The organism is Pantoea alfalfae, from assembly GCF_019880205.1.
Classification (GTDB): domain Bacteria; phylum Pseudomonadota; class Gammaproteobacteria; order Enterobacterales; family Enterobacteriaceae; genus Pantoea; species Pantoea alfalfae.
The window spans coordinates 3,328,705-3,344,573 of record NZ_CP082292.1 but is presented as its reverse complement, the minus strand read 5'-3'; the positions used below and the strand labels follow the sequence as shown (position 1 = coordinate 3,344,573).

12 protein-coding genes are annotated in these 15,869 nt (G+C 55.4%); 5 read left to right on the top strand and 7 right to left on the bottom strand.

Features of this window, described 5'->3' with window-relative positions; all coding sequences use genetic code 11:
- From carB to K6R05_RS15740, 4 genes are all read left to right on the top strand, one after another.
- Positions 1-3,228 carry a carbamoyl-phosphate synthase large subunit gene (gene carB, locus K6R05_RS15755; RefSeq protein ID WP_161731678.1) on the top strand — a complete coding sequence of 1,076 codons (3,228 nt, stop codon included), beginning with the start codon at positions 1-3 and terminating at the stop codon, positions 3,226-3,228.
- 252 nt (positions 3,229-3,480) lie between these two features.
- A complete protein-coding gene (locus tag K6R05_RS15750) occupies positions 3,481-4,620 on the top strand; it encodes a porin (protein ID WP_161731676.1) in 1,140 nt (379 codons plus the stop codon).
- 234 nt (positions 4,621-4,854) lie between these two features.
- On the top strand, positions 4,855-5,337 hold the full coding sequence (folA, locus tag K6R05_RS15745; RefSeq protein WP_161731674.1) for a type 3 dihydrofolate reductase: 483 nt from the start codon (positions 4,855-4,857) through the stop codon (positions 5,335-5,337).
- Between the two features lie 90 nt (positions 5,338-5,427).
- On the top strand, positions 5,428-7,311 hold the full coding sequence (locus K6R05_RS15740) for a PhoX family protein (RefSeq protein WP_161731672.1): 1,884 nt from the start codon (positions 5,428-5,430) through the stop codon (positions 7,309-7,311).
- A gap of 34 nt (positions 7,312-7,345) precedes the next feature.
- Here the strand turns inward: K6R05_RS15740 and apaH are convergent, their stop codons facing one another.
- Genes apaH through lptD form a run of 6 tightly spaced genes read right to left on the bottom strand, consistent with a single transcriptional unit; the run spans position 7,346 to position 14,159 of the window.
- Positions 7,346-8,203, bottom strand: a complete 858-nt coding sequence (gene apaH / locus K6R05_RS15735; protein WP_161731670.1) for a bis(5'-nucleosyl)-tetraphosphatase (symmetrical) ApaH — start codon at positions 8,201-8,203, stop codon at positions 7,346-7,348.
- Positions 8,204-8,256: 53 nt separating this feature from the next.
- Positions 8,257-8,634, bottom strand: a complete 378-nt coding sequence (gene apaG, locus K6R05_RS15730) for a Co2+/Mg2+ efflux facilitator ApaG/CorD (protein WP_161731668.1) — start codon at positions 8,632-8,634, stop codon at positions 8,257-8,259.
- A gap of 3 nt (positions 8,635-8,637) precedes the next feature.
- Complete coding sequence (gene rsmA / locus K6R05_RS15725) at positions 8,638-9,459, bottom strand: 16S rRNA (adenine(1518)-N(6)/adenine(1519)-N(6))-dimethyltransferase RsmA (RefSeq protein ID WP_161731666.1); 822 nt, start codon at positions 9,457-9,459, stop codon at positions 8,638-8,640.
- Positions 9,452-10,444: a 4-hydroxythreonine-4-phosphate dehydrogenase PdxA gene (pdxA, locus tag K6R05_RS15720; protein WP_222924576.1), complete on the bottom strand. Its 993-nt coding sequence runs from the start codon at positions 10,442-10,444 to the stop codon at positions 9,452-9,454. The genes rsmA and pdxA overlap by 8 nt, the downstream gene beginning before the upstream one ends.
- A complete protein-coding gene (gene surA / locus K6R05_RS15715) occupies positions 10,434-11,729 on the bottom strand; it encodes a peptidylprolyl isomerase SurA (protein WP_161731662.1) in 1,296 nt (431 codons plus the stop codon). Before surA ends, pdxA begins: the two co-directional genes overlap by 11 nt.
- 54 nt (positions 11,730-11,783) lie before the next feature.
- Positions 11,784-14,159: an LPS assembly protein LptD gene (gene lptD / locus K6R05_RS15710; protein ID WP_161731660.1), complete on the bottom strand. Its 2,376-nt coding sequence runs from the start codon at positions 14,157-14,159 to the stop codon at positions 11,784-11,786.
- A gap of 182 nt (positions 14,160-14,341) precedes the next feature.
- On the opposite strand from lptD, the gene djlA reads away from it, so the two are divergent.
- Positions 14,342-15,151 (top strand): co-chaperone DjlA, encoded by an 810-nt coding sequence (gene djlA / locus K6R05_RS15705; protein ID WP_013356743.1) that lies wholly within the window; start codon positions 14,342-14,344, stop codon positions 15,149-15,151.
- 59 nt (positions 15,152-15,210) lie between these two features.
- Here the strand turns inward: djlA and rluA are convergent, their stop codons facing one another.
- Entirely contained in the window at positions 15,211-15,864 is a 654-nt protein-coding gene (gene rluA / locus K6R05_RS15700) for a bifunctional tRNA pseudouridine(32) synthase/23S rRNA pseudouridine(746) synthase RluA (RefSeq protein WP_161731658.1), read from the bottom strand.
- Positions 15,865-15,869 lie beyond the last annotated feature (5 nt).

The following is a 15,869-nucleotide window of genomic DNA, read 5'->3' as shown; positions in this document are numbered from 1 at the left end:
ATGCCAAAACGTACAGACCTAAAATCCATCCTGATTCTTGGTGCCGGTCCGATTGTGATCGGCCAGGCCTGCGAATTTGACTATTCCGGTGCGCAGGCGTGTAAAGCGCTGCGTGAAGAGGGTTACCGCGTCATTCTGGTAAACTCGAACCCGGCGACGATCATGACCGACCCGGAAATGGCCGATGCGACCTACATTGAGCCGATTCACTGGGAAGTGGTGCGCAAAATCATCGAAAAAGAGCGCCCGGATGCGGTATTGCCAACGATGGGCGGACAGACAGCGCTGAACTGTGCGCTGGAGCTGGAGCGTCATGGCGTGCTGGAAGAGTTTGGCGTCACGATGATTGGCGCGACGGCTGATGCGATCGACAAAGCGGAAGATCGTCGTCGCTTCGACGTGGCGATGAAAAGCATCGGTCTGGATACCGCGCGTTCCGGCATTGCGCACACCATGGAAGAAGCGCTGGCCGTGGCAGAAGATGTTGGCTTCCCGTGCATTATCCGTCCCTCATTTACTATGGGCGGAACCGGTGGCGGCATCGCCTACAACCGCGAAGAGTTTGAAGAGATTTGCGAACGCGGTCTCGACCTCTCACCAACCAATGAGCTGCTGATTGATGAGTCGCTGATTGGCTGGAAAGAGTATGAGATGGAAGTAGTGCGCGATAAAAACGACAACTGCATCATCGTCTGCTCAATTGAAAACTTCGATGCGATGGGGATCCACACCGGTGACTCCATCACGGTGGCACCTGCCCAGACGCTGACCGACAAAGAGTATCAGATCATGCGTAACGCCTCGCTGGCGGTACTGCGTGAAATCGGTGTTGAGACCGGTGGCTCCAACGTGCAGTTCTCGGTTAACCCGAAAGATGGCCGCCTGATTGTCATTGAGATGAACCCACGCGTGTCGCGCTCTTCGGCGCTGGCGTCAAAAGCGACTGGCTTCCCGATTGCTAAAGTGGCGGCCAAACTGGCAGTCGGCTACACCCTCGACGAGCTGATGAACGATATCACTGGCGGTTTAACACCAGCCTCGTTTGAACCGTCAATCGACTACGTCGTCACCAAGATCCCGCGTTTCAACTTTGAGAAATTTGCCGGTGCCAACGATCGCCTGACCACGCAGATGAAATCGGTGGGTGAAGTGATGGCGATTGGCCGTACTTTCCAGGAGTCCATGCAGAAAGCGCTGCGCGGCCTGGAAGTCGGCGCTAACGGTTTTGACCCGAAAGTGCACCTTGATGACCCGGAAGCGTTAACCCGCATCCGCCGCGAGCTGAAAGATGCCGGTTCAGACCGCATCTGGTACATCGCTGATGCATTCCGTGCCGGTATGTCAGTAGATGGCGTGTTCAATCTGACCAACATTGACCGCTGGTTCCTGGTGCAGATTGAAGAGCTGGTACGGCTGGAAGATCAGGTGGCAAGCGAAGGGGTGAATAGCCTGGATGCCACGTTCCTGCGTACTCTGAAGCGTAAAGGCTTTGCCGATGCGCGGCTGGCGACGCTGGCAGGTGTGGCTGAGAGCGAAATCCGCAAGCTGCGTCAGCAGTTTAACCTGCATCCGGTTTATAAGCGGGTGGATACCTGTGCCGCCGAGTTCGCGACGAATACGGCCTATATGTACTCCACCTATGAGGAGGAGTGCGAAGCCAACCCGAGTCCGGATCGTGAAAAAATCATGATTCTGGGGGGGGGGCCAAACCGTATCGGTCAGGGTATCGAATTCGACTACTGCTGCGTTCATGCCGCTCTGGCGCTGCGTGAAGATGGTTACCAGACCATTATGGTGAACTGTAACCCGGAAACGGTCTCGACCGATTACGACACCTCTGACCGCCTCTACTTTGAGCCGGTCACGCTGGAAGATGTGCTGGAGATTGTGCGCATCGAGCAGCCAAAAGGCGTCATCGTACAGTATGGCGGTCAGACCCCGCTGAAACTGGCGCGTGCGCTGGAAGCCGCAGGCGTACCGGTTATCGGCACCAGCCCGGATTCTATTGACCGTGCGGAAGACCGTGAACGTTTCCAGCAGGCGGTTGATCGCCTGAAACTGAAGCAACCAGCTAACGCCACGGTAGCGACGCTGGAGCAGGCAGTCGAGAAAGCGGCTGGCCTGGGTTATCCGCTGGTGGTGCGTCCTTCCTATGTACTGGGTGGCCGTGCCATGGAGATCGTCTACGACGAGATCGACCTCAGACGTTACTTCCAGACGGCAGTCTCGGTTTCCAATGATGCGCCGGTACTGCTGGATCGCTTCTTGGATGATGCTGTCGAAGTGGATGTGGATGCGATTTGCGACGGTGAGCGGGTGCTGATTGGCGGCATTATGGAACACATTGAGCAGGCTGGTGTTCACTCCGGTGACTCCGCCTGTTCACTGCCGGCCTACACGCTGAATCAGGAGATTCAGAATGTGATGCGCCAGCAGGTTGAGAAACTGGCGTTTGAGCTGAACGTTCGTGGCCTGATGAACGTTCAGTTCGCGGTGAAAGACAACGAAGTCTATCTGATCGAAGTGAACCCACGTGCGGCGCGTACCGTTCCGTTCGTTTCTAAAGCGACCGGTGTACCGCTGGCGAAAGTGGCTGCGCGCGTGATGGCAGGTAAAACACTGGCAGAGCAGGGCGTGACGGAAGAGGTGATCCCGCCTTACTACTCGGTCAAAGAAGTGGTGCTGCCGTTCAACAAGTTCCAGGGCGTTGACCCGATTCTGGGTCCAGAAATGCGCTCCACTGGTGAAGTCATGGGTGTGGGCCGCACGTTCGCTGAGGCGTTCTCCAAAGCGATGCTGGGTGCCCAGAGCAATATGAAGAAGTCAGGCCGTGCGCTGCTGTCTGTGCGTGAAGGCGACAAGAAACGTATCGTCGACCTGGCCGCGAAGCTGCAGAAGTTTGGTTTCGAACTGGATGCGACTCACGGCACCGCGGTGGTGCTGGGCGAAGCGGGCATCAACCCGCGCCTGGTCAACAAGGTGCATGAAGGACGTCCGCACATTCAGGACCGCCTGAAGAATGGCGAGTATAGCTACATCGTCAATACAACGGCGGGTCGTCAGGCGATTGAAGATTCGAAGCTGATTCGCCGCAGCGCACTGCAGTATAAAGTGCATTACGACACCACGCTGAACGGCGGCTTCGCCACCGCGATGGCGCTGAATGCAGACCCGACGGAACAGGTTATCTCCGTTCAGGAAATGCATGCCCAGATAAAGGCGATGTAAGGTAATGTAATGTGAAAAACGGCTCCTTCGGGAGCCGTTTTTTTTGCCACTTCTCTGGCGATAATCCGAAATTGAGGTCCAGGAAGAGTCTGGAGTTTGCGTTAAAGTAACTGATTTGGCTTAATTTTTTAGCTATAGGTGCGAATAACGCCGGTTCGCACAAATTTATAAGATAAACACTTCCTGTGCGGATTTTTCGCCAGTACTATGCCTGCCGCTCATCACTGGAGCGTATCAGGACATAAATAAAAAATGAAAATGCGTACTTTTTCTCTGAGTGCAGTGGCTGCACTGATGGCTATTCTTCCTTTCGCCAGCCAGGCGGAAATTACCCTGTTGAAACAGGATCCGCAGGCGGGCGATCCACTTAGCCGTCTTACCCTGAATGTTGGCGGCAGCATCCGTGCTCAGGTCAATCATCAGACCGGCGTGGATGACAAATCCTACAAGCGCGACGGTTTCGATGGTGGCACCCGTTTCCGTTTTGGCGCTGACTATTACCTGTTTGATGACGTGAGCTGGATCAGCTACTACGAGCTGGGTGTTAACGTACCGGCGGTGTTCAGCTGGGATCGTCACTATGCCGATGGTGCCAATAACACCACGCGTCGCCAGCTCTACACCGGTCTGAAAAGCAAAACCTGGGGTCAGCTTACCTTTGGTCAGCAGAACAGCGTCTATTATGACACCGTGGGCGCCAAAACGGATATCTGGGATTACGACATGATCGGCCAGGCACCGGGCAACGGAATCAACGGCGACTACGATGGATCTTACCGTTCACGTAAGCAGCTGAAGTACAAAAACAGCTTCGGCGACGCGGATATCTACGCTTCTTATCTGTTCGAAGATAACGAGTATCTGCCAGGCAACGGCCTGCGCTATAAGCGCAAAGGCGGCGGCTCACTGGGCGTGGATTACCACATCACTGAGGATCTGAGCTGGGGCACGGCGTGGAACTACACTCGCGCGGCGATGCGTAATCCGAACAACGGCGACAGCCGCGATTACGACCAGAACATCTACGGCACCGCTCTGAGCTGGACACCAGGCAACTGGACGCTGTCAGCCGGTGGCGGCTGGTATCAGAACTTCATGACCACCAAACGCAAAGATGTGCATGACTACTTTGCTGGCGATGCGTGGGGCATTGAATATTTCGCCGGTTACAAGATCCCGGTGGCGCAGTACGGTCTGAAAGCCATCCAGCCTTATGTCATGGGTGACCGCATCGAGTATGCGACTGGCCGTGATTACCAGCGCATCGACAACGGTCTGGGTGTGACGCTGTTCCTCGACTACGGTTTCCGTGTTGATTACGAACATGTCTTTACCTCCAGCACCGATAACCTGGGTGATATGAATCTGGTGCGTCTGCGCTACGACTTCTGATAACCCTGACGGCTCCTGCGGGAGCCGTTTTCTTTTGCGCACGCTTTTTGTGCCAGCCTGAGGCCAGTCGCTGGCGCGCTGCGGCAAACTGACGCGATTACGCGGTGAAAAACGCTGCACAGGCCGCGAAAAACGGCATCATGAAAAGCTTTACGCAAATAGACCTTTCCCCCTATCGACGAAAGTTTCACCTTTACGTATCATGGCGCCAATTTTTTTCAGTGAGTGGTTAACATGATTAGTCTTATCGCGGCATTAGCAGCAGATCGCATTATTGGAATGGAGAACGCCATGCCGTGGGACCTGCCTGCAGATCTGGCGTGGTTCAAGTGCAATACGCTGAAGAAACCGGTGATTATGGGGCGATTGACCTTTGAATCCATTGGCCGTCCGTTACCTGGACGACTGAACATTGTTGTCAGCAGTAAGCCAGGCACCACAGAAGGCGTGACCTGGGTTACGTCGCTGGATGAGGCGTTACAGGCAGCCGGAGACGCTGAGGAGATCATGGTGATTGGCGGTGGCCGCGTCTATGAGCAGATGCTGAAGCGTGCCGATCGTCTTTATCTGACGCACATTGATGCGGAAGTAGAAGGTGATACGCAGTTCCCGGATTACGAGCCGGACGAATGGCAGTCCACTTTCAGCGAATTCCACGACGCTGATGAGCAGAACTCTCACAGCTACTGTTTTGAGATCCTCGACCGTCGCCGTTAATCCTCTTTCCGCCTGGCTGTAACCTGGCTGTCATCTCTGTTCATTAGCATTGCTTCTTTTCTGGGATCGTCATAAAGGAAGCAATCAATAATGAAAACCGAACTCTCCGCATTAAGCACTGACCGCCTTCGTGATCCACATCGTCGTAAATTTCTTGCCGGTTCCGGCGCGATAGGGCTGACCGGCTTTCTCAGCGGCAGCCTCACGCTTTCAGGAAACGTACTGGCGCAGACAAAGCCTGCCGGCAGCCCACTGCTGGGCTTTCAGGCGATTGCCGCATCTACGGCCGATGAGGTTGTGGTCGCACCGGGCTATCGTGCTGACGTGCTGATCTCCTGGGGTGATCCGCTGGTGAATGGCGCGGTCGCGTTTGACCCGCACGGCAACAATAGCGCAGAAGATCAGGAAAAGCAGTTCGGTGACAACAACGATGGGATGAGCTTCTTCGCGATTAATGACCAGCGTGGCGTGATGGCGATTAACAATGAATACGTGAACGAGCCGACGCTATTTGCCCACGGCGGCAGTAAAGCGACCAGCCTGGAAGATGTCAAAAAGTCGCAGGCGGCGCACGGTATCTCCATCGTTGAAGTCAAACGGGGTGAGGACAATCGCTGGCAGGTGGTACGTCCTTCTGACTATAACCGCCGCATTACCGCCAATACCCCGATGCGCTTCTCCGGTCCGGCCGCAGGGGATAAAGCGCTGCAGACTGCGGCCGATCCGCAGGGAATGAATGTCCTGGGCACCTTTGGTAACTGCGCCAACGGCAAAACGCCGTGGGGCACCTATCTCACCTGTGAAGAGAACTACGATACCTACTTTGGTACCCATCAGGCCGACTTTACCCCGACCCCACAGCAGAAGCGCTATACCCTGAATGCCGCCGAGCCGGAGCGCAACTGGTCTGACTTTGATCCCCGCTTCGATATCGCTAAGAATCCCAACGAATTCAACCGTCACGGCTGGATCGTCGAAATCGATCCTTTCGATCCTCACTCCGTGCCGGTAAAGCGGACCGCGCTGGGCCGCTTTAAGCACGAGAATGCCGCCGTGACGGTCGCGAAAACCGGCCAGCTGGTGGTTTATATGGGCGACGACGAGCGCGGCGAATATATCTATAAATATGTCTCCGACGACAAGGTCATCCCGGATGATGCTAAAGCCAATCACGGACTGCTGGATAAGGGCACGCTCTATGTGGCGCAGTTCAACGGTGATGCGCAGGGCACACCGCTGAAAGGCACCGGGCGCTGGCTGGCGCTGAAGTGGGGCGAAAATGGACTCACCGCTGAAAAGGGATTCAATAGCCAGGCAGATGTTTTGATCAATGCGCGTGCGGCGGCCGATGTCGTTAACGCCACGCGGATGGACCGGCCCGAGTGGATTGCCGTTAACCCACACGATGGTCGTGCCTACTGCACGCTGACCAACAACAACAAGCGCGGGAATGAAGGCATGCCGGTCAATGCAGCGAATCCGCGGCCAAAAAATATTTACGGTCAGATTATCCGCTGGGATGAGAAGGGCGATGCCACTGCACAGACCTTTGAGTGGGATATCTATGCCTTGTGCGGCAACCCGATAGCACATCCTGAAGGGGTTTATCGCGGCACACCTAACATCACGGCGGAGAACACCTTCAACAGCCCGGATGGCCTGGGATTTGATGCGCAGGGGCGCTTGTGGATCCTGACCGACGGCAAGTACAGTAACAAAGAGGATTATCAGGGGCAGGGGAATAATCAGATGCTGGTGGGAGATCCTGACAGTGGAGAGATCCGCCGGTTTATGGTCGGCCCCAAATCGTGCGAGCTTACCGGTATTACCTTCACGCCCGACTACAAAACGCTGTTCGTGAATGTGCAGCATCCCGGTGAAGAGGGTGACTCACACTTTCCCAATAACAGCCCGCGTCCACGTTCGTCGGTGATCATGATCACCCGCGAAGATGGCGGCATTATCGGTGCATAAAACAGGATGCTGGCCTGACTGACCAGCATCGCCGTTATAACGCAGGCGGTGCGAGACTGTCGCTGGAGGCCAGCGCTTGTTCGCGATTGGAAGGCTGCACGACATAACGCTGATCTTCCCAGTGCAGCAGGGTTAGCGTTCCGCCCCAGCAGCAGCCGGTATCCAGACCGATAATGCCGTCTGGTGTCCCTTTGCCTTCCAGTGATGCCCAGTGACCAAACACGATGGTGTAGTCACGTGCAACCGGCCCCTCGATGTTAAACCAGGGTTTCAGCGGCGGAAGGGCGGATTCAGGGGCATCTTTGCAGATCATGTCCAGCTGACCGTTGGGGAAGCAGTAACGCATGCGCGTCAGGGCGTTGGTGCTAAAGCGCAGACGCGCCAGGCCGGTCAAATCCTCACTCCAGTTGTTCGGCATATCGCCATACATGGCATCCAGGAACAGCGGATAACTGTCGCTGGCGAGAACCGCTTCCACTTCACGCGCACACTTTTTCGCGGTTTCGATATCCCACTGCGGTGTGATACCGGCGTGGCCCATCACCAGTTTTTTCTCTTCATCAACCTGTAATAGCGGCTGACGACGTAGCCAGTTGATCAGCTCATCTGCATCGTCCGCTTCGAGCAGGGGGGTCAGGCGATCTTTAGGCTTGTTACGGCTGATCCCGGCGTAAACCGCCAGCAGATGCAAATCGTGATTGCCCAGCACCAGACGTACCGCGTCACCCAGCGATTTCACGTAGCGCAGGACGTCAAGGGAGCCTGGACCGCGTGCCACCAGGTCGCCGGTCAGCCACAGCGTATCCTGCTCAGGATTGAAATCGACCTGTTGCAGCAACGCACGTAATTCATCGTAGCAACCGTGAACATCGCCAATCAGGTATGTGCTCATAACGTTTTATCCATCAGGAAGGTGCCCGATTTAACGGGCAAAAAGCGTGTAAATCAATGAATGTGGGTCTGAATGGCGAGGCGGAACACCGGGATCTCGACGTGGAAGGTATCACCCTGTTCGTCGACCATCACGTAATGTCCCTGCATGGTGCCCATCGGCGTTTCGATCACCGCACCGCTGGTGTACTGAAATTCATTACCAGGCGCAATACATGGCTGTTCACCGACCACGCCTTCACCCTGAACCTCCGTTTCGCGGCCGTTACCATTGGTAATCAGCCAGTAACGTCCCAGCAGTTGCACAGCGGAACGGCCCAGATTGCGTATCGTAATGGTATAGGCGAAGACGTAGCGATCGTCATCCGGTGAGGATTGTGAGGCGACGTACTGGCTTTGCACATGGACGGAGACGCGGGCCGTTTCACTCATGACTTACTCCTGCGATTTTCCCTGATGATTGGCCAGCCAGTTCGCCAGCTGACAATATTGCGCGACGGAGACGTTCTCGGCACGCAGGGTTGGATCTATGGATAACTCTTCCAGCGCACCGGCAGCCACCATGTGGCTCAGGCTGTTGCGCAGCGTTTTACGTCGCTGGCCGAACGCTTCAGTGGTAATGCGGCTCAGAATACGCACATCGCTGACCGGATATGGTGGCTCGGCATACGGCACCAGACGCACCACGGCAGAGTCTACTTTCGGTGGCGGTGTAAAAGAGTGCGGAGGCACTTCCAGCACCGGAATGACCTGGCAGTAATATTGCGCCATCACCGTCAGACGACCGTAGGTCTTACTACCCGGACCGGCGACCAGACGATTGACCACTTCTTTCTGCAGCATGAAGTGCATATCTTTGATCGAACCAGTATAGCTGAAAAGGTGGAACATCAGCGGGGTCGAAATATTGTACGGCAGGTTACCAAATACCCGCAGCGGCTGGCCTCTCTCCTGCGCCAGCGCGGCGAAGTCGAAGGTCATGGCATCCTGCTGGAAGATAGTCAGTTTAGGGCCAAGGAACGGATGCGTTTCCAGACGCGCAGCGAGGTCGCGGTCCAGCTCTATCACCGTTAATTTATCGAGGCGTTCGCCGACCGGTTCGGTCAGGGCACCCAGGCCCGGACCGATCTCTACCAGCGCTTCATCGCGCTGTGGATGGATGGCGGAGACAATGCTGTCGATAATGTACTGATCGTTCAGGAAGTTCTGCCCGAAACGTTTACGGGCATAGTGCCCCTGATGGACGCGATTATTCATTACTGCTCTTGATCATAGTGATGGCGAGGTTAAGCGCCGTGATGAAGCTGCCCGGTTCAGCCTGACCCAGACCAGCGAGTTCAAGCGCAGTGCCATGGTCAACTGAAGTCCGGATAAAGGGCAGGCCCAGGGTGATATTCACCGCCCGGCCAAACCCCTGGAATTTGAGTACCGGCAGGCCCTGGTCGTGATACATCGCCAGCACCGCATCGGCATATTGCAGATATTTAGGCTGAAAAAGGGTATCCGCAGGCAGCGGGCCGGTCAGGTTAATGCCCTGCTGACGCAGTTCATTGAGTGCCGGCGTGATGGTCTCGATCTCTTCCCGACCCATGTGGCCGCTTTCGCCCGCATGAGGATTAAGACCACAGACGTAAATATGCGGCTCGGCAATGGCAAACTTCTGCTGCAGATCACGATGCAGAATCGTAATCACTTCATGCAGACAGTCGCGGGTTACCGCAGCGGGGACATCTTTCAGCGGCAGATGGGTAGTTGCCAGTGCGACGCGCAGCTCTTCTGTCGCCAGCATCATCACGACACGATGGCCGCCCGCGCGATCGGCGAAGAATTCGGTATGGCCGGTAAAGGCGATGCCGGCATCATTGATGACGCCTTTGTGCACCGGGCCGGTAATCAGGGCAGTGAACTCACCATCGAGACAACCGTCACAGGCGCGCGCCAGGGTGGCCAGCACATAGTCGCTGTTGGCGACGCAAAGCTCGCCGGGCGTGACCGGCGCTGCCGTTTCGATGGGCAGGATAGTCAGCGTACCCGCCTGCTGCGGCAATGCTGCCATGCCAGGCTGATAGGGACGCAGGGCCAGCGGCAAACCGAGTTGTGCCGCACGCTGCTGCAACAGGGCAGGTGAGGCGCAGACTACCAGTTCAACCGGCCACGACTGCTGGGCCAGCTGAACAGTAAGATCGGGACCAATCCCGGCAGGTTCGCCGGGGGTGATCACTACACGGGCATTACTGCGCATTGCCATCCAGAATCTTCACGTAGGCACTGGCGCGTTGTTCCTGCATCCAGGTCTGTGCTTCTTCTGCGAACTTACGGTTAAACAGCATACGGTAAGCACGCTCTTTCTGGGCTGCATCGGTTTTATCCACCTGACGGGTATCCAGCAACTGAATCAGATGCCAGCCGAAAGAGGAGTGAACTGGCTGACTCGTCTGACCTTTTTTCAGGCGCAGCAGTGCGTCACGAAACGCCGGATCAAAGACTTCCGGAGAGGTCCAGCCGAGATCGCCGCCCTGGTTCGCCGAACCCGGGTCATCAGAGTACTGTTTGGCCGCCGCGGCGAAAGTGGTTTTGCCACTGCGGATGTCAGCCGCGATCTGTTCCAGCTGCGCGCGTGCCTGTTCATCTGTGAGAATCGGCGATGGCTTCAGCAGAATGTGACGCGAATGCACTTCGGTGACAGAGACATTTTTGCTCTCGCCACGCAGGTCATTCACTTTCAGGATATGGAAGCCGACACCTGAGCGAACGGGTCCGACGATATCGCCTTTTTTCGCGGTCGCCAGCGCCTGCGCAAACAGGGTTGGTAACTCTTCGATTTTGCCCCAGCCCATGTTGCCGCCTTTCAGCGCCTGAGAGTCAGCAGAGTAGGTTACGGCCATCTTGCCGAAGTCCGCGCCATTTTTCAGTTCGCCAACCAGCTGTTTCGCCAGTGTTTCCTGCTCATCAACCTGCTGCTGCGTCGGGTTTTCCGGCAGCGGCAGCAGAATATGGCTGACGTTCAGTTCTGTCCCCTGACTGTTCTGAGAACCGATCTGGTTAGCCAGCGTATCGACTTCCTGCGGCAGAATGGTGACGCGACGACGCACTTCGTTATTGCGCACTTCAGCAATGGTCATCTCTTTACGGATCTGAGAACGATAAACGCTGTAATTCATGCCGTCATAAGCCAGACGACTGCGCAACTGATCAAGGCTCATCCTGTTCTGCGCAGCGATGTTCTGAATCGCCTGGTCCAGTTGCTCGTCGCTGATCTGGATCCCCGCTTTTTCACCCATCTGCAGAATGATGTTGTCCATGATCTGACGTTCCAGAATCTGATGGCGCAACGTTTTATCATCCGGCAACTGCTGACCTGCCTGCTGGGCCTGAGATTTAACCGTGCCCATCATGCCGTCCACGTCACTCTCAAGAACCACGCCGTTATTGACCACGGCTGCAACTTTATCAACGACTTGTGGTGCTGCGAACGCGGTGTTAGCACTGATTGCCACACCAAGAATCAGCATTCTCCAGTTCTTCATACTTTATCCATTGTTGGTTCCGCACTGCGGGATTGCCTGTCAAACATCACAACATCAGAAAGCGGGCTGGTAAGGGATAATGCCCTGACGCAGCATATCGTTGGTGCCTAAGCCATAGTTAGAACTCAGACCACGCAGCTCAATGTTGAATGAGATTTGGTTGTCATATTTACTGTCGTTGTTTTCCCAGCCGTTAATTTTGCGTTCGTAACCGACCCGGATCGCGTAACAGCATGAACTGTATTGCAGTCCAACCAGCTGCGACGCCGGACGCGTGTTGCGGGTATCGTAGTAGTAAGCGCCTACCACGGACCATGCATCCGCAATCGGCCAGCTGGCCGTAGTGCCCACCTGTGAAATCCCGTTTTTAAAGATAGGATTTGTCACCAGCGCACTGTTGTTCAGCGCCGTTGCCACATATTCCGGGCTGCTGTAACGGTAGCTCAGTTGCACCATACGGTCGGCATCACGACGGTATTCCAGTACGGTATTGCCCTGGGAGACGTTGTCGAGTTTGGTGTCATATTGCAGCCCACCTCTGACGCCCCAGCGATCGCTGATTTTCCAGTATGTATCACCAGCCCAAATCAGGCTGCCGGTATCATCTTCTTTACTGGTTTGATTCACACCAGTACGAGAAGGGGTAAACGAGTAGATTTGACCCACAGAAACGTTAAAACGTTCAACCAGATCGGTATCATAAATACGCGAGGTGACACCGGTAGCCACTTCATTGGCTGACGCGATGCGATCCAGCCCGCTATAAGTACGGTCGCGGAACAGACCGGTGTAGTCGGTTTGCAGCAATGTTGAGTCGTAGGGATAGATATTGCTTTGATTGCGGTACGGGATATAGAGGTACTGTACGCGCGGTTCCAGCGTCTGGGTATAGCCCGCAGCCGAGTTCATATCGCGGTCAAACACCAGCCGTCCATCCACTTTAAACTGCGGCAGGGTACGGTTGACCGACTCATCCAGCTCGCCGCTCTGATCACCCCTGAGGCCATTGGCCGCATTATTATAGTAATCAACGTCAGTCTGCTGATAGTGGGTCGCCAGGAACTTCGCTTCGGTATCCAGACTGGCCCAGCCGTTTGACAGCGGCAGGTTCAGCGTCGGCTCAATGTGCAAACGGGTCGCTTCAGGGTAGTGATCGCTGACGTTGGTAAATTTCACCGCCTGAGCATAGATCCGGCCATCAAACGGGCCAATATCGTTCTGATAGAGATTAACGTCCAGCTGCGGCATCGCGCGGTAAACGTTATCGCTGCTGCTATTGCCGAATACCTGGAAATCTTTAGTGGAGAGCGTCGCGTCCCAGTTAGTGTCGGCATAGCCTATGCTGAATTTCTGCGTGGCGTAGTTATCAGTCGAGCTGTAGTACTTCGAGTCGAGATCGTTGAAGTAATATTTGTCGCTGACCTTAGTGTAGTCCGCGTTGAAACGCCAGTGCTGGTCATAAACACCCGCATGACGCCAGTAGAACAGCCAGCGATCGGAGCTGTCATCGTCGGCGATGCCGCGCAGCGCTTTGTCGTTGTCATACTGTTTATCGGAGCCGAGGTAGTCAAATTCCATCAGACCGGCACCCAGCGTGGTCAGATAACGGAATTCATTTTCAAACTTCATGCCGCGCTTACTGATGTAGTGCGGCGTGATGGTCGCATCGGCCTGCGGCGCGATGTTCCAGTAATAGGGCAGAATGAACTCGAAGCCATTATTGCTGCCATATTTTGCGTTCGGGATCAGGAAACCGGACCGGCGACGATCGCCAATCGGTAACTGCAGATAGGGGCTGTAGAACACCGGAACGGAACCGAGCTTAAAGCGGGCGTTCCAGATCTCCGCCACTTCCTCTTCGCGATCCTGGATCACTTCTGAACCCACTACGCTCCAGCTGTTGGAGCCAGGCAGACAGGACGTAAATGTACCGTTTTCCAGGATGGTATAGCGGTTATCGCCGCGCAGCTTCATCTGGTCTGCAGTCCCGCGTCCCTGACGATCCACCATCTGGTATTGGCCATTCCAGACGTTGGTATCTTTGCTGTTGAGGTTTGACCAGGCTTTCGGACCTTTCAGGATGACCTGATTGTCATCGTAGTGCACATTACCCAGGGCATCGACGGTACGCACTGGCGCGGTCTGGCCTTCCTGCTGACGCTGATGAAGCTGAACTTCATCCGCCTGCATACGGCTGTTGCCCTGCTCAATGTTTACATTGCCGGTGAAGACCGCATCATCGGGATAGTTCCCTTTCGCGGCATCAGAGTGAATGGTGACAGGCAGCTGGTTCGTATTACCGTTCACCAGCGGGCGGTTATAACTCGGCACGCCTAACATACACTGCGACATCAAATCGTCGGCAAAGGCTTGCTGGCTAATGGCTGCGCCGATCAGTGTGGCCAGCAGGGTAGGTATATGTTTTTTCATACGCGGTATCGAGAATTCCATGAAAACTGGCATCATGCCGACAATCGGGTCAGAGACTAACTTACTGCCCGGCGTTGTGCCAGTGTTAATCCTGGTCTGTCAGCGTTGCCGTTAGGCGCTGAGATAAATGACAGGTATGATAATGCAATTTTCAGCCGCAAGCATGGCGAATTGAGGAGTTTATGCGCTACTGGGGAAAAGTTATGGGTCTGGCGGTGGGATTACTTTCCGGCGCAGGCTTTTGGGGTATTGTGATTGGCTTGATCATTGGCCATATGATTGACAAAGTACGCGGTGCGCAAGGCAAGGCTTACTTCTCAAATAATCAGACCCGACAGACGCTGTTTTTCAGCACCACCTTTCAGGTGATGGGCCATCTGACCAAGTCAAAAGGGCGCGTCACGGAAGCGGATATTCAGATTGCTTCGCTGCTAATGGAACGGATGCAGCTGCATGGTGACTCCCGCAGTGCAGCCCAGCGCGCGTTCCGCGAAGGCAAGCAGGCGGATTACCCGTTACGCAGTAAATTGCGTGAACTGCGCAGCGCCTGTTTTGGCCGGTTCGATCTGATCCGGATGTTCCTGGAGATCCAGATTCAGGCCGCCTTTGCCGACGGCTCACTGCATCCCAACGAACGTCAGGTGCTCTATGTGATTGCTGAAGAGCTGGGCATTTCGCGTGTCCAGTTCGATCAGTTCCTGCGCATGATGGAGGGTGGCCAGCAGTTTGGCGGTGGTCAGCGCAGTTCGGGCGGTTTCCAGCAGGCGCAACGCGGCCCAACGCTGGAAGATGCCTGTAGCGTGCTGGGCGTGAAGAGCAGCGATGACGCCACCACGATTAAACGCGCGTACCGTAAACTCATGAGCGAGCATCATCCTGACAAGCTGGTGGCGAAAGGGCTGCCGCCAGAGATGATGGAGATGGCGAAGCAGAAAGCGCAGGAAATTCAGGCAGCGTACGATCTGATTCGCAAAGAGAAAGGCTTTAAGTAATCACTATGTCTCCTGGCCTCTTCTGCAACAGAGGAGGCCACGGTGACAGGCAGTAGATTTCAAAAATCGGCGGGCTGGCGAAACGTCATGGCATTACCAAATGCCGGATGGGTAATGGTCAGTGACTCTGCATGCAGCAGCAAACGGGCTGCCATCGCTTTAGCCTCCGGATGCGCATAGAAGTTATCCCCCAGAATCGGATGGCCCAGCGCCAGCATATGCACCCGCAGCTGGTGTGAACGGCCGGTAATCGGCTTCAGCAACAGGCGCGCACAGTTATCCGCACGATATTCCAGCACCTGATACTCCGTCTGCGCGGCTTTGCCGGTCTCGAAGCAAACCATCTGCTTTGGACGATTTGGCCAGTCACAAATCAGCGGCAGATCAACCAGTCCTTCTTCCTTCTCCGGATGCCCCCAGATGCAGGCCACGTAGGTTTTGGAAGGCTCGCGCTCACGGAACTGGCGCTTCAGCTCGCGTTCAGCCGCTTTGGTCAGCGCCACCACCATTACGCCGCTGGTCGCCATATCGAGCCGGTGAACGGATTCTGCCTGCGGGAAATCACGCTGTATCCGCGTCATCACGCTATCTTTGTGCTCATCCAGACGACCGGGTACCGAGAGCAGACCGCTGGGTTTGTTCACGACCATGATGTGTGCATCCTGATAAAGGATGTGCAGCCAGGGTTCACGCGGTGGATTGTAAGGTTCCATGGGGC